Genomic DNA, 19,112 nt, shown 5'->3' with positions numbered 1-19,112 from the left:
GCCATCCCCCTCAACTTGCCAGTTTCCCGCGGAAGCGCACATAGGTTCCGTAATCAATCTCAACCCGGCGGGCAATGTACGCCTGCGTGGTGGGTGCCACCCCCCGGCGCTGGGTGATGGCCTCGGTGACGCGGATGATGAAGGCATCCGACCCGGCACCCGAGCCGAATGAAGTCACCAGGATGCGATCACCAGGCTGGGCAACATCCAGCGTTGCCGCCAAGCCGATCAATGCCGCCGCTGCGTAGGTATTGCCGATGATCGGAGAGAGCAAACCCGGCTTGATCTGCTCCGGGGTGAAGCCAAGCAAACTCGCCACGCGCTGCGGGAACTTGGTGTTGGGCTGGTGAAAAACGGCGTAACGAAAATCCTGCGCCGTCGTGCCGGTTGCTTTCATCAGGTGCTGAGCGGCTTCGGTGATGTGCTTGAAGTATGCCGGTTCACCGGTAAAGCGCTGACCGTGCATGGGGAATTTCTGCTCCGGGCGGCGCCAAAAATCGGGGGTATCGGTGACATAGGAGAACGAGGCCTCGATCACCGCCAACGCCTCCTCTGCCGGACCCACGATGTAGGCCGCCGCCCCCGAGGCCGCGGTGAATTCCAGTTCGTCGCCGGGGCGCCCCTGGGCCGTATCGGCACCAATGGCCATGGCGTAGCGCGCCATGCCCGAACCCACCAGACCCATGCTGGCCACCAGCGCCTCCGTGCCGGCCTTGCACGCAAATTCCCAGTCGGCGGCCTGGATATGCGGCACTGCACCGATGGCCTCTGCCACAATGGTGGAAGTGGGTTTGACCGCGTAGGGGTGCGATTCCGAACCCACCCACACAGCACGCAGGTGATCCGCCGGAATGCCAGCGCGCTTGAGAGCATTGCGTGCTGCCTCAATGGCCATGGTTGCCACGTCCTCGTCCAGGCCCGCCACGGCCTTCTCCTTGATGGGCGTGGCAGCCCGTCCCCCCTTCCAGATGCGAGCGACCTCGCTCGCGGGCAGGCGATACTGGGGAACATATGCCCCGTAGCCAATTATTCCAACCGGGCGATCGGGTTTCAAAGGCGCAAACGTAGTTTGAGGGAAAGTCTCCGTCATGAGTGTTTCTGACTCCATTCACGTAGGATTTCTTCGGCGCGGTCTATGCGCACGGTATTTTCACGCACCAGTTGCTCGGCCAGGCGCTCGATCATCTCACCAGTCGCTCCGGCAGCAATCGCCACCTGGCGGGCGTGCAGGGCCATGTGCCCGCGCTGGATGCCCTCGGTTGCCAGGGCACGCAGCGCCGCCAGGTTCTGCGCCAGCCCCACCGAGACAATGATCTCAGCCAGTTCACGCGCGGTTGAAACGCCCATCAGTTTGAGCGCCGCCCGCGCCGCCGGGTGCACCCGGGTTGCCCCACCGACGATGCCCACCGCCAACGGCATCTCCAGCGTGCCCACCAGGTTGCCCTCGGCATCCTTTCCCCAGGTGCTCAGGCTGGTATAGCGCCCACTGCGCGCCGCGTAAGCATGTGCCCCGGCCTCCACCGCACGCCAGTCGTTGCCAGTCGCGATGACCACCGCATCCACGCCGTTCATAATGCCTTTGTTATGCGTGGCGGCGCGGTAGGGGTCAGCCGCCGCAAAAGCCCAGGCGGCGATGATGCCATCTCGCACCGTCTCGGGGCGAAAATCACCAAAGGCCAGTTCACGGAGGGGAATGGTGCAGCGCGCCCGCGCCAGACGGCGATCGGCCAGGTTGGAGAGAATGCGCAAAAGCACCCTGCCTCCCGTGATGGCCTGCACTCGCCCGGCCAGGCGCTCTACCGCCGTGTTGACGGCATTCGCCCCCATGGCATCGCGCACGTCATAGATAAGGTGCAGCACCAGGAACGGCCCAATGGGGGAGGATTCGATCAGCCGCACCTCTAAATCACGCGGCCCCCCACCCAGGCGTTGCAGCACCGGATCCACCGCCGCTGCTTCGGCCAGCAGGGCCTCACGGGCTTCCAGCAGGCGTAGGCGCGCCGAGGATGGGTCGGGCAGATCCAGGATTTGCATTTGTCCGATCATGTGCGGCTCGGTCGTATGGGCCGTAAAGCCGCCCCCGGCACGGGCCAGGCGCGCCGCAAAAGACGCCCCCGCAACCACCGAAGGCTCCTCGACCGCCATCGGCACCAACACTTCACGTCCATTGACAACAAAGTGACGCGCAATTCCCAGCGGCAGGGCAAAGGTACCGATCACGTTTTCAATCATGTGATCGGCCTGTTCGGCGCTCAAACCCGCCTTCCCGCTCAGCGCGGCAATCTCTTCCGCGCTCAGATTCGTGTGCGTCTGCAACCACTGCCAGCGCTGTTCCAGGGTGAGATCGTAAAATTTCGGGGTTGTCCCGGTAGATGTTTCGGCCACAGAAAGCACTCCTCACGGCTCAAATTCACTTACCTGGCCCTATCATACTCGGGGGCAACCCTCAAAATCTATCAATTTGTGAAACAAAGGTTATACACGATTCGGAATTCAGGAAACCGGAAAATTCTGATCGCTTATCTCCTGCTATAATTTGCATCACAGACACTTTCCTGGCATTTATCCCTGACAAGGAAAACCTCACCTATGGCTACTCCACCCTCTCTACCTCTGGATCAACCCGCCCCTTTGTTCTCCCTGCCGGATCTGGAAGGGCACATCTGGTCCCTGGAAAACCTGCGGGGCAAAATTGTGGTGTTGTACTTCTGGTCGGCAGAATGCGCCTGGTGTCAGCGCACCGATCCCCGTGTGGTGGAGCGTGCTGCCAGTTGGGGTGAGCCGGTGGTATTGCTTCCGATCGCCTCCGTGCTGGAAGAAACTCCGGCCCAATTGAAACAAGCCGCTATCGAGCGTGGCCTGCCACGTGTACTGCATGACGCCGATCAAGCCGTAGCCAGGCATTATGTCGTCCAAACCACCCCACATTTCTTCGTGGTTGACACGATAGGCCTCCTGCGCTATCAGGGCGCCTTTGATGACGTAACCTTCCGTCAGCGCACCCCCACCCGATTTTACGTAGATGAAGCCGTGCAGGCCTTGCTGGCAGGTCGCTTACCGGAGGTGCGCGAAACGCTGGCTTACGGCTGTGCCCTTACTCTCCACTAGCCTGCGGCACGCCTGGGCCCTCATCACGGGCAGCCCCCTGCGCGCCAGAAGATGACCACTGCACCAGCGCCACCCCCAGGGTGACCAGCACCAGACCAATAATGCCCTTCACACCCACGGCTTCACCCAAACAAAGCCAGGTTAGCAGGACGATCTGAGGGAGCATGGTGTTGGCCATCAGGCTGGATTCTACGGCGCTCAGAGTTTGCAAGGTGCGGTTCCAAAGCGTGAACGCCAGGGCGGTATTGACAACTGCCAGCCAGGCAATGATGGCCCATTGAAGCGGCCCCAGGGTGGCCGGCCCCTGCCAGAGCCACCCCGCCGCCAACATTGGCCAGGAACCCAACCCCATGCTAAGCGTGGTGACTACCAGCGGCGAGAGCCCGCTACGTGCATTAATGGCCCGTCCCAGGATTGAAGCCCCTGCATTGGCCAGCATCCCCACCCCCGCCGCCAGCAAACCCACCAACCCGGCGCCGGCCAGGTTAAGGGGCAGGAAGTAGAGCAGCGTCCCGGCGGCAGAAAGTCCCACCCCCACCCACTGCCACCCTGCCGGGCGTTCGCGGGTCAGCCCGGCAGCCAGGCCGGCTACGGCCAGAGGGGAAAGGTTGAGCACCAACGAAACGGTCGCCGAAGGCAATAAACCCAGGCTGAAAAATTGCGCCCCCTGTGCCACGGCGTAGGAGATAATTCCGTAGAGAAGCAACTGCCCCCACAAGGCACGCGGAAGCCTGCGCAAAGTGGCCCGATGCTCCGGTGATCCCAATAACCAGGGCAGCAGGCACACAAACGCCAGGCAGTAACGCAAGCCGGCAAAGGTCAGAGAGGGCAGATCGGCCCGCAGCCCCAGTTTGATCAGCACCCAAGAGGTGGACCACAGGAAGGTAACCAGCAACGCTTCCAGCACAGCCCGACGATGGGCAGCAGTGCTCATCGAATGAGTGTGGGGAATGACCCGGACCGGCATGGGAGGGCAAGGGAAAATGAATTGACGCAGCCGGTAAGCCCCGCCTACAGGCGCACCACCTCTTGCGGCGGGGGCGGGTTGCCTTCGGCCTCCAATTCCTTCACGCGCGGATGATCGGCATAATAGCCGCGGTAGGATGCGGGCAGCAAAACCGCGATACGGCACATGATCTCATCCGTCTGACGGCGCAGGTCCTCCTGGCGGTTGGCCGGATCCAGCGGCGGCAGGCGGAAGGCCGGGCCGAAGCGCGCCACAATCCGCCCGCGGCGCAGAGTGAGCAAAGAGCGGAGGGCTTTTTCCGTGCCGGCCAGCCCTACCGGGACAATCGGGACGTTGGCTCGCTGCGCCACCAGCACCGTCCCCGGTTTGCCTTCCAGCAGTTGGCCGGTCTTGCTACGCGTGCCTTCGGGAGCAATGCCCAACGCCCGACCCTGGCGCAGAACCTCAACCGCCTGCTTGAGCGCCGTAAAATCTGCTTTACTGCGGTCAATCCAGATGGCTTCAGCCACCTCGACCATAAAGCGGAAAAGCGGATAACGCAGGTATTTGTCCGCCACCAACGCGGTGATATCCGGCCGCACCGGGTTGATGAAAAGCAAAGGCACGTCCAAACGGCTGACGTGGTTGGTTACCACCAGCACCCCGCCCTCACGCGGCAAGTGTTCCAACCCGACAAATTCCGTGCGGGTGAGGTGTCGGTACAGAAAGCGCAACAGGGCTTGCAGTTGCTCGCGGGTCATGACCGGGTGAGCCGAACGGCGCAGGGAATGCTCCATGTTTAAAGTATAACCCTCTTAATCTACTGAGGTTTTAGGCGGCGCCACCGAAGCCGGAGCGCGCCGACTGCGCAGCGCCTCCACAACTGCAGGCATCACCGAGATCACAATGATCGCAATGATGATTAAGGAAAAATTATGCTTCACCACCGGCAAATTGCCGAAGAAATACCCCCCAAAGATGAACAGGGCGGTCCAAACCAGCCCGCCCACCACGTTATAGGTGATGAAGTAACCGTAGCGCATTTTGCCGATCCCGGCCACAAAGGGAGCAAACGTGCGAATGATGGGGATAAAACGCGCTAGAAAGATGGTCTTACCGCCGTGCTTCTCGTAAAAAGCCTGGGTGCGCTCCAGATACTCGCGTTTGAGCCAGCGCACATTCTCGCGGAAGACGCGCGGCCCCACATAGTGTCCAATCCAGTAGTTCACCGTATCTCCCAATACCGCCGCCAGCCAGAGCATGAAAAACAAGAAAGACACGTTAAATGACCCCTTAGCGGCAAAGGCCCCGGCCGCAAAGAGCAGCGAGTCCCCCGGCAGGAAGGGTGTTACCACCAGGCCGGTCTCGATAAAGATCACCACAAAAAGGATTAGATACGTCCACAGCCCAAAACTGCGGATGATGAGATCAAGATAACGATCCAGGTGCAGGATCAGATCAATGCCGAACGAAATCCAGTCCACAAACCACACTCCCTAAAAGATTTATCCCACCGTCGGCGGTGGGGTTTCCCTGCCTGCCGCCACTTCGCGGCGGAAATGCCGGTTAGCGGCGAGGATGAAAATAAAGTTGAAGATCGCTAAAATTCCCAAGATGATCGGAGCCAGCGAACCAAGATGAGCCAGTTGTGAAGTAGCGCTTGACGGCATCGGGAAAAGGGTCCCGATGCCCATCAGCAATCCAAAAGCATTCCACAGACCGTGCAAAAACACAGCCAGCAGATAGGTGCCCAGCACCCGCCAGGGGCTGTGCCCTTGCCAGGCACTGGCCAGGCTCCAGCCCACCAGACCGCTGGTGGTCATATGAAGCAGAGCCGTGCCTACCCGCCCTACCAGCGTGGGCAGACTGCCCATCCCGGCCACCCCACTGAGCGCGCTCAAATTCTCTAAGAGGGCAAAGCAGGCGCCGGCCAGCAATCCAATCAGGTACCCTTGTGCCGGGGTAATCTTGCGCCCCGCAAACGTCCAAACGGCCAGCGGTTTGAAGAATTCCTCAATCAGCGGAATGGCCCCCGCGACGAGCAGGAGGAGCAAGGTGAGGGCACTGGGCTGGGAAAACACATCCTGAAGGTAGGCCTCCAGCACCCGCGGATCCACCGTTTCCAGAGTGCGCACCAGGTCCTGCAATTGCTGAGCCAGTTCCGGCCGTCCTGCCACCCAGACGAATGCTCCCACGGCCAGCACCAGGAACAGCCCCACCTCCACCACAAGGATTAGCGGCATGGTAATCACCAGGCTGGTGCTTATCACCCCCCACCCATCGCTCTCCCAATCCAGAGCCAGACCTTGCGCCCCCAGATAGAGGAACCAAAGCAAAGGCAACAGTGCGCTCACTACAATCAAAGGGGGGAGAACCAGCCACGCACCCGGTGCTTTTTCCAGCGCCCCATACAGCCCCACCAGCAAAGGCCAGGCCAGCACGCCCAGGGTGAGCCAAGGCAATCCGCGTCCCAGCGGGCGCATGGGGCGCACATGGCCCCGCAAGGCGCGGTAAGCGTGGATCACTCCCGGCAGGCACAATAAGGTCACCAACAGCGCCGTCGCCGCCAGACTCAGCGCGCCGGTTACCTGTTGCACGCCCCCGGCCTCCCCGGCTACCAATGCCACTAGCCCCAAAAACGCCAACATCACCGCACCGCCCAGGCCCAGCAGCGTTCCCAGGCTGCTGAAGACCAGAAAGAGCACGGATTGCCACGCGGGAGGCGCCGACGGAGTGAAGGATGAGGGTATCATTTCTCTTCGATGGTGACGCTGAGAATCTTATCTCCCGGCGGAAGAACACCCTGACTCTGATCAGGATCGCGTGGGGTCAGGGCTTTGAGCACGTCCATCCCAGAAATCACTTCGCCGAAGATAGGATAATTGCCGTCCAAATCCGGCAAGGCCTGGTAGGTAATAAAGAATTGACTGCCGTTGGTATTGGGGCCGGCGTTCGCCATCCCCACGATACCCGCACGGTCGTACTTCAAATTGGGGTCAATCTCATTCGGGAATTGATACCCTGGCCCACCCAGGCCCGTACCGGTCGGATCACCGGTTTGGGCGACGAAATCCGGAATGACCCGGTGAAAGGTCACCCCGTTGTACCACCCGTTGCGCGCCAGAAAGACAAAGTTGTTCACTGTAAAGGGAGCCTTATCGGCATAGAGCCGAATCACAATATCGCCTTTTTCGGTTTTGAGGGTGGCCGTGTATTGCCTGGTTGGATTGATGACCATGGGCGGGCATTGCTTGTATTGGCGATCGCGCAGTTTATGCAGGTCAAGGATGAGGTTGAGGGTCTGCGCATCATAGGGCACCCGATCATTGGGCACAAAGGTGAGTTGATCATCCAGGAAGATAAATAAAGATGGAGTGCCGCCCAGCCCCAGATCAATCGCCTCCTGCAGGGATTTCTTCACCTTTTCCACCACGGCATCGCTCTTCATATCCCTGGCCAGTCGCTGAGTATCTAGCCCCAGCGTGGCAGCCTGCTCTATGACCCAGGCTTCAAATTCGGTGGGTGTCTTCATTGCCCAAGCCGGTTGCTGTTCAAACAGAAAATCGTGCATTTCCCAGAACTTACCCTGCAAAGCCGCCGCTTCAGTGGCCTGCGCTGCCAATTGCGCTTTATCATGCGAATTCAGCGGAAAATGGCGAAAGACCACCCGTACTTCCTGAGCGTGTTGATTCTCAAAATCTTTGAGAAAGCCCGCCGCCAGAGCACAATACGGGCACTGAAGGTCGGTGTATTCCAGAATGGTCACACGGGCTTTGTTGGCACCACGGCTGTGATCCTGCGCGGTGATCGCCGGTAACCTTAGGTCAGCGGGATTCTTTGGACTTGGGAACAAATCCACCACCCGGCACTCGGTCGGAGGTGCCGCCTCGGTGGGGGCGCTGGTTGGGGTGGGCGTGGGGGCTGGGGTAGCAGGCGCACAAGCACCCACGACCAGGCTCAGAAGGATTAACCAGAGTAATTTCCTCATGCAAGGGGATCCTTTCTTTCAGCTGGAGTCGCTGAGGCAGGGTGAAGGCGCAAGCGCTCCATCACCACCTGCCGCAGGGTAGATTGTACCACCTCTGCCGGTTGCGACGCATCTACCACGAACCAACGGTGAGGTTCCTGGCGCGCTAATTCCAGGTAGCCCTGACGCACCCGCCGGTGAAAATCCAAGTCGTAGGCATCCAGGCGGTTCCACTGCCCGGCTCGCCTGCGCCGCTGCAGCCCCACCTCAGGGTCCACATCCAGCAACAGCGTCAAATCGGGAATCAGCCCCCCGGTGGCAAAAGCCAGCAAGGCGCGCAGGGTCTCCAGACTGACACCGTGCCCGTATCCTTGATAAGCGAGGGTGGAATCGGCATAACGGTCACACAGCACCACATAGCCCCGTGCCAGCGCCGGACGAATCACCTCTTCCACCAGTTGCGCACGCGCAGCCAGGAAAAGCAAAATCTCGGTGCGGGGATGCATGGTCGCATTCTGCAAATCGGTCAGGATCGCCCGCACCTGATCCCCAATGCTGGTTCCCCCGGGTTCGCGCGTGGTCAGAATGGCATAACCCTGCTGGCGCAGGAACTCGGCCAGTTCCCGCGCCTGGGTCGTCTTTCCACTGCCTTCCGGTCCTTCCAGAGTGATGAACACCGTGGCATGCTCCTGAAGTCAACCGGCAGGCTTAATCGCGAAAAATGCGCACCCGGCGGTTGGGTTCCTTGCCGTAAGAATGCGAGACCAGATTGTACTGCCGGGCCATCTGGTGCTGGAAGCGGCGCACTTCTGCCGAAGCGGGAGGTAAATCCACATAGCGCTGGCCGTTCAGCACACTCTGAATGGCAATCTGAGTCTGCGCCGCAATGACTTCCCACTCCGCTGGCGTATTTTCTGGGGTCAGGTTAAAAATCTCCACCAGCGATTGCTCCATTTGGTTGATGGTGTTGGCACGCAGGACGTAAATCGGCATCTGCCGCTCCTCGGCCATCACCACCGGCTGCTGGCGGGAGCGGTAGTAGGTGCGCAGGGTCATCAGCACATCCGCCTCTTCTAGCGTGGGCACCACGATGGCCGGTACGCCCAGGCGCTTGGCAGCCTGCAGCAGGCGATTGCGCGCCACCCCATATAGGTAGATGCGAATGGTCGGCAGCGGGGTGGGGGTGGAAGGCGAAGCCGGCTCGTACTCCGGCAGGGAAGGTGAAGGCGAGGGCGTGGCCGGGGTGCGTGTCCCCCGCCCGGTGGCCGGGGCGTACTCGCTGGCATTGCCAAAGGCACGCCGCAGACCGCTCGGTAGGGCACGCGGCATGGCCGGCGCCGCCGGGCGCTCGATGTGAATCTCGCCGTTTTCATCGCGGTAGCGAACTTCCGGCGGGATCGGGTACCCTCGCAGCAGGGCATCCACGGCGGCCGCCACATCCGCATGAACGTGCAAGCGGTTGCGCTCCTGGATCTCAATCAGCACATCAAAGGTGGGCGGAGAACGGCGCTCCAGCACCGTCTTCTGCGTGCCGCGGCGGCGCGCCTCCTCGTCCGAAAGGGTCACCGACTCCACGCCTCCCACCAGGTCAGAAAGGGTGGGGTTGAGCAGTAGGTTTTCCAGAGTGCGCCCGTGAGCCGTGGCTACCAGTTGCACCCCACGTTCGGCAATGGTGCGGGCCGCCTGGGCCTCCAGTTCGCGCCCGATTTCGTCAATGATGATCACCTCGGGGTTGTGGTTCTCCACCGCCTCGATCATGACCTCGTGCTGGAGCGAGGGCGTGGGCACCTGCATACGGCGGGCTTTGCCCACGGCCGGGTGCGGCACATCGCCGTCCCCACCGATTTCATTCGAGGTGTCCACGATCACCACGCGTGCCTTCTCGGCCAAAATGCGCGCTGCCTCGCGCAGCATGGTGGTTTTACCCACGCCGGGGCGTCCCAGGAGCAAAATGCTCTTACCCGATTCGATGAGGTCCTGGATGATGTCAATGGTGCCGTAAACAGCGCGCCCCACCCGACAGGTCAACCCCACAATGTAGCCCTTGCGATTACGGATGGCCGAAATGCGGTGCAGGGTGCGCTCCAGGCCAGCGCGGTTGTCGGCATCAAATTCACCCACCCTGGAGACCACCGTTTGAATGTCCTCGTGGGTAACCTCTTCTTCCAGTAAAACGACCTCTCGATCTACGAAGCGCGCCATGGGAGGCCGCCCAAGATCGAGGATAATCTCCAGTAAATTGTCGCTGTCGTCCACGCGCACCACCGCCTCAGCGACCCGCGGCGGCAGGACATCCAACAAGGCTTGCAAGTCATCAGTAATTCGCAGTTGTGTCATAGTCGTTCTTCACCTGTTACTTCGTTCCAAAAGGTTCATATTTCAATTGTAATGAGTTTCGCTCAACGTAGCGGTTTCAGTCACACGTTGGATTGGCGCCACGCACATCTCTCTGGGCAGGGGGCCGATCAACGCCGGCTGGCGGTTGTCGCGCCCTGCCTTGACTGGCGCCCACACCGCTGACCGCGTCGTCACCGTCAGGTAGCGCACCATGAGGGCCTGCTGGCGATAAAGTTCGCCCTGGAGATCGGTCAACGCATCCTCCAACCACGCCTGATAGGAGCGCACCGCCACGTACACGGGCCGTCCCAGCGAGAAGTGCAGACCGCGCAGGTAAGCCTTTAGCACCTCTGCCGGCCGCTGCACATCGGGGTGGAAGAGCGGGAAGAGCAGAATGCCACGCGGCCCAAAGTGGGCTTCCATATAGGCCAGGATCTCACCTTCCTGCTGGAAGACCATGCCCGCCAGCGCACGCTCAGCAAGGGGTTCGGCTCGCTGCACCAACGGGGGTGTCAGCGCCTGGTACAGGCTGCGAATGGCGAATTCATCCAGCCCGGTCGTCGGCAGCCAATCGCCCTGGCCGTTGCCCATCAGGGGCGCTCCCATCAGCCGCCAGATGCGTTGCCAGGCATATACCGCAAACCCGCTGTGGCGCAGTCCCTCAAACAGTGGACTCTCTTCATCCACTGCCGCAAGCAGACCCAGCCCTCCCTGCTGCCCCACCTGCCGTACCAGTTCCTCGATCAGGAACGGCACCAATGCGGTTTGGCTTGCAACAGCCGGCAGGACGAAGGTCATCTGGCCCAAACTGCCGCCGTTGCGCAGGCTAGCCTGACCAATCAGCGCAGGCTTGCCATCGCTGGGATGCAGGACGGTGGTAAAGGCATTCTCTTCTAACCGCAGGTGGCGCAAAACCACCCAGAATCCTAACGGCTGGCCACGCGTCAGCGCCAGGATACTATCCAGACACGCAATTTGATGACGGTAGCGATATAAGGTTACTAAATCAGCCCAGTTAAAAGGTCGCGCCTTTATCGTGCCAACTCCAGGTCTCACACCGAAGCGCCGCTTTTTCTGGGTTTGATTTTACCACGTCTGCCCGGTTCAGACAATAGCAATAGAACAAAATTGCTATCATTTCCGCGCCGGCCTAGGCGCTGAAGCGGATGGTCAGGATATCGCCATCCTGCACCACATACTCCTTGCCTTCCAAGCGCAGTTTTCCCCTGGCACGCGCCTCGCTCATCCCGCCCAGCGCCATCAGGTCCTCGTAACTGATGACCTCAGCGCGGATGAAGCCTTTCTGCATATCGGTGTGGATCTCACCCGCCGCTTCGGGCGCAGTGGCACCCCGGTGCACCGTCCAGGCACGCACTTCATCCGGCCCAACCGTGAAGAACGACTGCAACCCCAACAATTCATACGAAAGACGAATCACGCGGTTGAGGCTGGGCTCACTCAAGCCGTAGGCTTGCATGAATTCCGTGGCTTCCTCAGGAGGCAACTGAGCGATCTCCATTTCTAATTTTCCCTGCAAAGGCACCACCTGACTGCGCTGATGAGGATAGGAGATTGTAGGGGGCGTCTGCCCCTCCGCTAGGTTAAGCACGATCAGCATGGGCTTGCGGGTGAGGAAGCCAAACCCCGCCAGCATATGCTCATCCTCGGGGCTGAGTTCCAGATCACGCAGTGGCGTTTCGGCACTGAGCGCCTGGTGCAGGCGCTCAAAGAGCGCCACCTCTCGTTCCAGACTGCCTTTATCGCGTGCCCCCTTGCGCCGTTCTTCGTTCAGGCGTTCCAATTTGCGCTCCACCGCAATCAAGTCGTTGAGGATGAATTCGCTCTCCATGACGTCAATGTCGCGCTGGGGGTTCACGCTCCCCAGCGGGTGAGGCAATGCATCATCCTCAAAACAGCGCACCACCTGGATAAAACCATCCATCTGGGTTAACTGGTTCAGCAGTGGGCCTGGCAGCCCGCTCTGACTGCGCGTGCCCTCAATCCCCGCAATATCCACGTAGGTTACCTTAGCGTAAATCACCTTCTTGGGATTGAACATCGCCGCCAGGCGATCCACTCGCGGGTCCGGCACATCCACCACCGCGGTGTGCATGGCCACCTTACCGGCTGAGAGACCGGTGGGCTGGTGACCACGGGTGAGCGCATTAAAGATAGTAGTCTTTCCCGATTGAGGTAACCCGATGATTCCAAGACGCATGATTAATATCCCTTGACCCTGAAAAGAGTTCTCATTATACTAAGAAGCGCAACCAGCCGAAGTGGCGGAACAGGCAGACGCGCACGACTCAAAATCGTGTCCCGAAAGGGGTGTGGGTTCGACTCCCACCTTCGGCACTAACTTCCCGATCCTTTCAACCCGGTTTGGCGTCCCTGGCGGCGCCTTTTTTATTGCCGGGTCAAATTATAACACGCCTCATCCCTCGCCCACACTGCCCTCCGTTGGCCGCCCCGGCGGCGTTTTATGGTAGGATATAGAACGCATCCCGGCACAAGCAAGAGGCGCACCATGCTTGAAGTCCGCAACATCTGGAAATCCTACGAAGGCCAGCCCTTACTCTGCGGGGTCTCGTTCCGGGTGCAGGCCGGCGAAACGGTATGCCTGCTGGGACCCTCAGGCAGTGGCAAGAGCACCCTCCTGCGCATCATTGCCGGGTTAGAAGCCCCCGAACAGGGGCAGGTTCTGTGGGAGGGGAAGGATCTGGCCGGGGTAGCGGTGCACCAGCGCCGCTTTGGGTTAATGTTCCAGGATTACGCCCTCTTCCCACACCGCACCGTGGCCGAGAATGTAGCCTTTGGCCTGCGCATGCAGGGGCTACCTCGTACGGAGATAGCCCGCCGCGTAGCAGAAGCCCTCGCCCGCGTCAACCTGCACGATTTTGCCCATCGCCGTGTCACCGACCTCTCGGGCGGTGAGCAGCAGCGGGTGGCACTGGCGCGTGCGCTGGCCCCCCGACCGCGCCTGCTGATGCTGGATGAACCCCTAGGTGCACTGGATCGTGCCCTGCGTGAACAACTAAGCGAGTTCCTACGCCGTCTCCTGCACGAAAGTGGCATCCCAACCATTTACGTGACCCACGATCAGGAGGAGGCCTTTGCCATCGCCGATCGCCTGATCCTGCTCCACGAGGGGCAGGTGGTCCAGGACGGCCCGCCAGACGCCGTCTACGCCCGCCCGGCCACCCCCTGGGTAGCGCGTTTCCTCGGCCTGACCAACCTGCTCCCGGCACGGGTGCAGAGCGTTTCTCCCCTACGCCTGGAAACCCCCTTGGGAATACTGGAAGCCGCCCATGATGGCACAGCCCTGCCCTGGCAAATCGGCCAGCGGGTTACCGCACTGCTTCGGCCCGCTGCGGCCCGCACGGTTGCGCCGGACACGGCCGCCCCCAACCGCATCGAGGGCCTGGTAGAAGATGTCACCTTTCGGGGTGAAGGTTACCGCCTGGTACTGCGCACTTCCACCGGACTGCGCCTGGGTTTCACCCTGAGCCACGCGGTCCAACCCGGCACTTCCCTGACTCTCAGCCTAGACCCGGCTGGCATCCTGGTGCTGGAGTCCGAGCCATGACCGGCCCCGAATGGGTGTGGGTGATCAAAAAAGACCTGCATGGGCGCGAGGTGTGGCGCTACCGCGGGCGGGTGCTGGAGCGACAGCCGCAAAGGGTGCTTCTGGAGGCTTTTTTCGACCGCGCCGAGATGCCCTTCTTCGGCCTCGTTCTGCGCCCAGGCGATCGCTTCCTCGAAGCCTATTTCGGCGATCGCTGGTACAACATCTTTGAAATTCACGACCGCGATACCGATGCCCTGAAAGCCTGGTATGCCAACATCACCCGCCCGGCTGAAATCGGCACGGAAACCATCGCATACGTGGACCTGGCCCTGGATCTGCTGATCTACCCCGATGGACAGCAAAAAGTACTGGATGAAGAGGAGTTCGCCGCCCTGCCGCTGAGCCAGGAAGAGCGCTTGCAGGCATTGGCAGCCCTGGGAGAACTGCAAACCCACACCGCTTCTCCCCAGGGGCTGGCACTCCTGAGTGGCCTGCGCTCCTTGTTTCGCCCTTGAATTGTAGAGACAATTAGTCCCATTTGGTATTTAACTTGACGCCTATTTTTTATTTATGCTATACTTTCCTTGCCCACATGGGCAGTTGTCAGGCTGGAGAATGCCTGCATGGACTGGAAAACCACCGGCTCACTCACCCCTTTCTGCTATGGGACTGGACCGGTGGGCTGTCGAGAGGGCAGTCCGGGGCTTCCCCATGCCGTTTTGTTAAGTAAGTCCCTCTTAATTCCCATTCCAAGGTAAGGAGGAGAGAAAAATGAAGCGTCATCTGTTGTTCGTTTTCAGCCTGCTGCTCATTGCCAGCATGGTGCTGGCTGCGTGCGCTCAGGCCACGCCGACCCAACCCCCGGCTGCAGCCACGCAACCGCCCGCGCAGGAGCAGCCCACCCAACCTCCGGCAGAACAACCCACCCAGCCCGTTACTGAGCGAGCGCCGGTCATCCGCTTCGCTACGCTGGAGGACTTGACCACCACCAACGTATGGGCCCTTTTCGATGATGTAGGAGCGTCCTACTGGAACTATGTCGTCCAGATTTATCACTGGCCTACGCTGTTCACCCTCTCGGATCAGCGCTATGATTTCATCCCCGCAGTAGCGGCCGATTTCCCCAGCGATTTCACTCAGGAAGGTGACCTCTACGTTGCCACGGTGAAACTCAAAGACGGGCTGGTGTGGAGCGATGGCAGCCCGGTCACAGCCGAGGATGTGGCCTTCACCGTCAACACCGTCCTTAAGTTCAAACTGGGCCTCAACTGGCAATCGGGTTACAATCCCGACTTCCTGGTCAAGGCCGAAGCGGTGGATCCCTTGACGGTGAAGTACTACTACAACCAGATTCCGGGCCTTTCACTGTGGCAGTACGGGGCTCTACAAACTCCGTTTGTGAGCAAGGCCTACTGGGAGCCCAAAGTCGCCGAAGCACTGGCCGTGCTGGAGAGCGACGAGTACAAGGCGCTTGAACAGGAAGTCGCCGACCTCGAGAAGGCTGTCAAGGAAGGCACCGCTACCCAGGAAGAACTGGATGCCAAGCAGGCCGAATTGGATGCCAAGCTTGCTGAAGCCGTGGACATCCTGCACAAATTGGACAATGAAGGTGAGCCCACCTTCGGCGCCTGGCGGCTGGAGAAGTGGGAAGTCGGCGCTTTCGCTGAGAACCGCGTCAATGAAAATAACTTCTTCATCGGCACGGTAGTTGAGGAATACGCCAACGGCGCCTACCGCGAGTACAAGGAAGACGGCTCCTATGAATTCGTCGCCTACGGCACCCCCGAGGGCGAAAAGGTGCTTGAGTACAAGAGCGGTCCGTACTTTGACAGCGCGCTCTACACCCTCTACGGCAATCCGGATGCCGCCGTGCTGGCCCTGCGCAACAACGATGTAGATTTCCTGCTCAACCCCAGCGGCTTGCAGCAGGGCTTTGTGGATCAGTTGAAAGAAGATCCCAATATCACCATCGTGGAGAACGAGCAGAACGGCTTCCGCTACCTGGCTTTCAACCAGAACCGCTCTTACTTCAAGGGCGAGGCGGGTAAGGCCCTGCGCCAGGCCATTGCCTGCATGATTGACCTGGACTTCCTCACTGAGCGCGTGCTCCAGGGCGCGGTACTACCGGTGTACACGCTAGTGCCCGAGGGCAATGGCTTCTGGCACAACCCGGATGTGCCCAAGTGGTGCGTTGGGGATGATACCAAGACCCGCATGGAGAAAGCCGTGCAGATTCTCAAGGACGCTGGTTTCACCTGGGAGAAAGAGCCCACCTGGAACCCTGCTCGCGGCGGTTCGGTGGAGTACGGTCAGGGGCTGAAACTGCCCAACGGCGAGAAGTTCCCCGAGGTGAAATTACTGGCGCCCTCCGCGGGCTATGACCCCCTGCGCGCCACCACGGGTGTGTATATTGAGCAGTGGATGCGCCAGTTAGGCATCCCCGCCACGGCTGAGTTGACCAACTTCAACAACATCCTCTCCGCCGTCTACGACACGGGTGATTACGACATGTTCATCCTCGGCTGGGGCTTGAGCATCTATCCGGATTACATCTGCACCTTCTTCGACAGCGGCGTGCCCACCAACCCCTATGGGTACGAGAGCGCCGCGCTGAAGGAAAAATGCGATGCCTTCCTGCTCGAGACCGATGTTGATAAGGCCAAAGAGCTGGCGTTCGAAATCCAGAACATCCTGGCGACCGAACTGCCCTATATCACACTCTTCACCAACCCGATCTACGATGCCTTCCGCAACCTCGAATACCCCTACACCGAGGTGCTGGATGGAATCGGCTCCGGGCTCTATGGTGCGCCCACTATTGCCAAACCTGCCGCTCAGTAACCCCCAGGTGCGCACCTGAAGCGGTAACCTGCGAGGTTGAGGGGACTCTCCCCCCTCAACCTCGTTTTTATGATCACAAAGAGGGTTTGTTCAATCATCTTGGGTCAAAAATCATCCGCTTTGACTGATATTTGTTACCCGTACTTGGGGTGACATGTCATTAAGATCATGATAAGATTGCACAATCTGGTATCTAATCCACGCTGAGGAGTTGGGATGCTCAAGTATATCGCCAACCGCCTGTTGCAGATTGTGGTCACCCTGTTCGTGTTTTTCGCGCTGACGTACTTCATTCTGGATGCCCAACCCGGCGACATCACTCTCCAATACGTCAACAACCCCAAGTTCACCAAGGAACAGCGCGAAGCCCTGCGCCGCCGCCTGGGGCTGGACAAGCCCGCTTACGTGCGGTTTTTCCAGTGGATGGGCAACACCCTGCGCGGTGACCTGGGCGAATCGTATCAGTATCGCAAACCGGTCATGGATGTCCTCCTCGAGCGCGCGCCGCGCACCATCTTTCTCTTTCTCACGGCAACTCTGATCGAGTTCTTCGTGGGCTACTGGTTAGGACGCGTGCTGGCCTGGCAGCGCGGAACGGGGCTGGAATACGGGATCACAGTCGTAGGAGCCTTCTTCTACACCGTCTTCACACCCTGGTTTGCGTTAATGATGATTTACCTGTTTGGGTTCACCCTTAAGTGGTTCCCCATTGGCAAGTTCCTGGATGTGACTCTCTGGCGCGCCGCTCCTAAAGGGCTGACGGCCAATCAAATCTTTATCAACTTATTGCTCACCATGACCCTCCTGGCAGTCGCTCTGGTGGTGGTGTACTACCTCACCCGCCGTATGAACCCCTACCGCGCCTCGCTGTTCCGCTGGAGCGCTCTGATCGGCGGTGCCGCCATTGTCGTGGGCTACTGGGCAGCCTCGCCAGTGGCTAAGTACGCCTGGGATATTCTCTACCACATGGCGCTGCCCATCATCGTGCTGACCCTGATCAACTTCTCGGGCACCATGCTCCTCACCCGTACGACCATGCTGGAAACCCTGCGCGAAGACTACATCATGGCAGCCCGCGCCAAGGGCTTGCCGGAACGTGTAGTGCGCGATAAGCACGCCGCACGCAATGCGGTCTTGCCGGTCTTCACCAGCCTGATCATCTCTTTGCCCTTCATTCTCGGCGGCGGCATCATCACCGAAACCGTTTTCTCCTGGGAGGGGTTGGGGTTAACGCTGCTCACGGCTTCTACCACAGGGGATATCCCCCTGGTCATGGGGTCCTTCCTGTTCATCGGAACCTTGGCCCTGCTGGCCCACCTGGTGGCAGATATTGCCTATGCCTTCCTGGATCCGCGTATTCGTTATGCCTGAGGGAGCCGAATCATGACCACTGCACCTGCCGAAACCGCTTTTCACATACAGGAACCGCTGTGGAAAATCCGCCTGCGCATCGCCTGGAAAGGGCTGAAGCAGAGCTGGGCCCTCTTTACCGAGAACAAAATCGGCCTGGTGGGGCTGGGAATCATCGTCTTCTTCGGCTTGATGGCACTGGCGCACCCCATTCTGATGCACACGGTGTGGGAACCGAACATCTACGATCCCTTCATCGGCAACGACCCCACAATTTTGCAGCACCCCTCCCCACCTTCAGCACGTCACCTGCTGGGCACCGACCCGGTCGGACGGGATGTGCTCAGCCAGTTAATGTACAGCACGCAATCGGAGTTCGTCCTGGGCTTGCTGGCTGCCATCGTCACCGTAACCATTGCCACCTCGGTGGGCGCCATCTCGGCCTACTTTGGTGGTGCGCTGGATGCTTTCTTCATGCGTCTGGCCGACCTGATTAACATTCTGCCCTTTATCGCCCTCCTGGTGGTGCTGACAGCCTTTTTCGACTTTGGGATGATTGAACTGGCGCTATTGATCGGAATCCTCTCCGGCTTTGGCGGCACTACCATCATCTTCAAAGCCCAGGCGCTGACCATTAAGGTCAAGCCCTACATCGAAGCCGCCAAGGTGGCCGGAGGCAGCGACCTGCATATCATCTTCCGCCACATTGTCCCCAATCTGATGCCCCTAGCTTTCCTCAACATGATGTTTACCGTCACCGGAGCCATCTTCTCTGAAGCGGCTCTATCCTTCTTTGGCCTGCTCAACCTGCGCATGTCCTGGGGCATCATGATCAACACCACCCAGGCCGCAGGTTACCTGCTGGGCGGTTGGAAATACTGGTACCTGATCGTTCCGCCAGGCCTGGCGATCACCCTCCTGTGCAGTGCCTTTTACCTGGTAGGGCGTGCGCTGGACGAAGTGGTCAACCCGCGCCTGCGTCGGCGCTAAACCCG

17 protein-coding genes and 1 tRNA gene are annotated in these 19,112 nt (G+C 59.9%); 7 read left to right on the top strand and 11 right to left on the bottom strand.

Annotated elements, in window-relative coordinates:
* Nucleotides 1-10 precede the first annotated feature (10 nt).
* Nucleotides 11-1,090: a hydroxymethylglutaryl-CoA synthase gene (locus SE15_RS09010; protein ID WP_054521794.1), complete on the bottom strand. Its 1,080-nt coding sequence runs from the start codon at nucleotides 1,088-1,090 to the stop codon at nucleotides 11-13.
* A complete protein-coding gene (locus SE15_RS09005; protein WP_054521793.1) occupies nucleotides 1,087-2,385 on the bottom strand; it encodes a hydroxymethylglutaryl-CoA reductase, degradative in 1,299 nt (432 codons plus the stop codon). The genes SE15_RS09010 and SE15_RS09005 overlap by 4 nt, the downstream gene beginning before the upstream one ends.
* 204 nt (nucleotides 2,386-2,589) lie before the next feature.
* Here SE15_RS09005 and SE15_RS09000 point away from each other — a divergent pair, with 204 nt between their 5' ends.
* Nucleotides 2,590-3,108, top strand: coding sequence for a redoxin domain-containing protein (locus SE15_RS09000; protein ID WP_054521792.1), 519 nt, complete (start codon nucleotides 2,590-2,592; stop codon nucleotides 3,106-3,108).
* On the opposite strand, the gene SE15_RS08995 is transcribed toward SE15_RS09000, so the two are convergent.
* The 9 genes from SE15_RS08995 to ychF form a co-directional block, all read right to left on the bottom strand.
* On the bottom strand, nucleotides 3,095-4,042 hold the full coding sequence (locus tag SE15_RS08995) for a DMT family transporter (RefSeq protein ID WP_160316694.1): 948 nt from the start codon (nucleotides 4,040-4,042) through the stop codon (nucleotides 3,095-3,097). The genes SE15_RS09000 and SE15_RS08995 overlap by 14 nt on opposite strands.
* Before the next feature lie 77 nt (nucleotides 4,043-4,119).
* Nucleotides 4,120-4,851 carry a lysophospholipid acyltransferase family protein gene (locus SE15_RS08990; protein WP_054521790.1) on the bottom strand — a complete coding sequence of 244 codons (732 nt, stop codon included), beginning with the start codon at nucleotides 4,849-4,851 and terminating at the stop codon, nucleotides 4,120-4,122.
* Between the two features lie 18 nt (nucleotides 4,852-4,869).
* Nucleotides 4,870-5,538 (bottom strand): DedA family protein, encoded by a 669-nt coding sequence (locus SE15_RS08985; protein WP_054521789.1) that lies wholly within the window; start codon nucleotides 5,536-5,538, stop codon nucleotides 4,870-4,872.
* Between the two features lie 21 nt (nucleotides 5,539-5,559).
* On the bottom strand, nucleotides 5,560-6,807 hold the full coding sequence (locus SE15_RS08980) for a PrsW family glutamic-type intramembrane protease (protein ID WP_054521788.1): 1,248 nt from the start codon (nucleotides 6,805-6,807) through the stop codon (nucleotides 5,560-5,562).
* Nucleotides 6,804-8,042 (bottom strand): peptidylprolyl isomerase, encoded by a 1,239-nt coding sequence (locus SE15_RS14185; RefSeq protein ID WP_083461845.1) that lies wholly within the window; start codon nucleotides 8,040-8,042, stop codon nucleotides 6,804-6,806. Before SE15_RS14185 ends, SE15_RS08980 begins: the two co-directional genes overlap by 4 nt.
* Complete coding sequence (tmk, locus tag SE15_RS08970) at nucleotides 8,039-8,698, bottom strand: dTMP kinase (protein WP_054521787.1); 660 nt, start codon at nucleotides 8,696-8,698, stop codon at nucleotides 8,039-8,041. Before tmk ends, SE15_RS14185 begins: the two co-directional genes overlap by 4 nt.
* A gap of 31 nt (nucleotides 8,699-8,729) precedes the next feature.
* On the bottom strand, nucleotides 8,730-10,358 hold the full coding sequence (locus tag SE15_RS08965; RefSeq protein ID WP_152965584.1) for a R3H domain-containing nucleic acid-binding protein: 1,629 nt from the start codon (nucleotides 10,356-10,358) through the stop codon (nucleotides 8,730-8,732).
* Between the two features lie 42 nt (nucleotides 10,359-10,400).
* Entirely contained in the window at nucleotides 10,401-11,414 is a 1,014-nt protein-coding gene (locus SE15_RS08960; protein ID WP_054521786.1) for a hypothetical protein, read from the bottom strand.
* Nucleotides 11,415-11,508: 94 nt separating this feature from the next.
* A complete protein-coding gene (ychF, locus tag SE15_RS08955; protein ID WP_054521785.1) occupies nucleotides 11,509-12,576 on the bottom strand; it encodes a redox-regulated ATPase YchF in 1,068 nt (355 codons plus the stop codon).
* 55 nt (nucleotides 12,577-12,631) lie between these two features.
* Here ychF and SE15_RS08950 point away from each other — a divergent pair.
* The 6 genes from SE15_RS08950 (at nucleotide 12,632) to SE15_RS08925 (ending at nucleotide 19,107) form a co-directional block, all read left to right on the top strand.
* Nucleotides 12,632-12,713, top strand: a tRNA-Leu gene (locus tag SE15_RS08950).
* A gap of 172 nt (nucleotides 12,714-12,885) precedes the next feature.
* Complete coding sequence (locus SE15_RS08945) at nucleotides 12,886-13,944, top strand: ABC transporter ATP-binding protein (protein WP_054521784.1); 1,059 nt, start codon at nucleotides 12,886-12,888, stop codon at nucleotides 13,942-13,944.
* On the top strand, nucleotides 13,941-14,441 hold the full coding sequence (locus tag SE15_RS08940; protein ID WP_054521783.1) for a DUF402 domain-containing protein: 501 nt from the start codon (nucleotides 13,941-13,943) through the stop codon (nucleotides 14,439-14,441). Before SE15_RS08945 ends, SE15_RS08940 begins: the two co-directional genes overlap by 4 nt.
* Nucleotides 14,442-14,697: 256 nt before the next feature.
* Nucleotides 14,698-16,767 (top strand): ABC transporter substrate-binding protein, encoded by a 2,070-nt coding sequence (locus tag SE15_RS08935; protein WP_054521782.1) that lies wholly within the window; start codon nucleotides 14,698-14,700, stop codon nucleotides 16,765-16,767.
* 216 nt (nucleotides 16,768-16,983) lie between these two features.
* Nucleotides 16,984-18,138 (top strand): ABC transporter permease, encoded by a 1,155-nt coding sequence (locus tag SE15_RS08930; RefSeq protein WP_054521781.1) that lies wholly within the window; start codon nucleotides 16,984-16,986, stop codon nucleotides 18,136-18,138.
* 12 nt (nucleotides 18,139-18,150) lie between these two features.
* Nucleotides 18,151-19,107, top strand: a complete 957-nt coding sequence (locus SE15_RS08925; protein ID WP_054521780.1) for an ABC transporter permease — start codon at nucleotides 18,151-18,153, stop codon at nucleotides 19,105-19,107.
* The last annotated feature ends 5 nt before the right edge of the window (nucleotides 19,108-19,112 follow it).

The sequence above is a fragment of the Thermanaerothrix daxensis genome (assembly GCF_001306145.1).
Taxonomy (GTDB): Bacteria; Chloroflexota; Anaerolineae; order Anaerolineales; family Anaerolineaceae; genus Thermanaerothrix; species Thermanaerothrix daxensis.
The sequence above is the reverse complement of the archived record's forward strand: the minus strand, read 5'-3'. Positions and strand labels throughout refer to the sequence as shown.

Coding starts and splice junctions, on each gene's coding strand:
- SE15_RS08945 (WP_054521784.1), top strand. CDS start 12,886: ATGCTTGAAGTCCGCAACATCTGGAAATCCTACGAAGGCCAGCCCTTA.
- SE15_RS09000 (WP_054521792.1), top strand. CDS start 2,590: ATGGCTACTCCACCCTCTCTACCTCTGGATCAACCCGCCCCTTTGTTC.
- SE15_RS08925 (WP_054521780.1), top strand. CDS start 18,151: ATGACCACTGCACCTGCCGAAACCGCTTTTCACATACAGGAACCGCTG.
- SE15_RS08980 (WP_054521788.1), bottom strand. CDS start 6,807: ATGATACCCTCATCCTTCACTCCGTCGGCGCCTCCCGCGTGGCAATCC.
- SE15_RS08930 (WP_054521781.1), top strand. CDS start 16,984: ATGCTCAAGTATATCGCCAACCGCCTGTTGCAGATTGTGGTCACCCTG.
- SE15_RS08940 (WP_054521783.1), top strand. CDS start 13,941: ATGACCGGCCCCGAATGGGTGTGGGTGATCAAAAAAGACCTGCATGGG.
- SE15_RS09010 (WP_054521794.1), bottom strand. CDS start 1,090: ATGACGGAGACTTTCCCTCAAACTACGTTTGCGCCTTTGAAACCCGAT.
- SE15_RS08990 (WP_054521790.1), bottom strand. CDS start 4,851: ATGGAGCATTCCCTGCGCCGTTCGGCTCACCCGGTCATGACCCGCGAG.
- SE15_RS14185 (WP_083461845.1), bottom strand. CDS start 8,042: ATGAGGAAATTACTCTGGTTAATCCTTCTGAGCCTGGTCGTGGGTGCT.
- ychF (WP_054521785.1), bottom strand. CDS start 12,576: ATGCGTCTTGGAATCATCGGGTTACCTCAATCGGGAAAGACTACTATC.
- SE15_RS08935 (WP_054521782.1), top strand. CDS start 14,698: ATGAAGCGTCATCTGTTGTTCGTTTTCAGCCTGCTGCTCATTGCCAGC.
- SE15_RS08995 (WP_160316694.1), bottom strand. CDS start 4,042: ATGAGCACTGCTGCCCATCGTCGGGCTGTGCTGGAAGCGTTGCTGGTT.
- SE15_RS08965 (WP_152965584.1), bottom strand. CDS start 10,358: ATGACACAACTGCGAATTACTGATGACTTGCAAGCCTTGTTGGATGTC.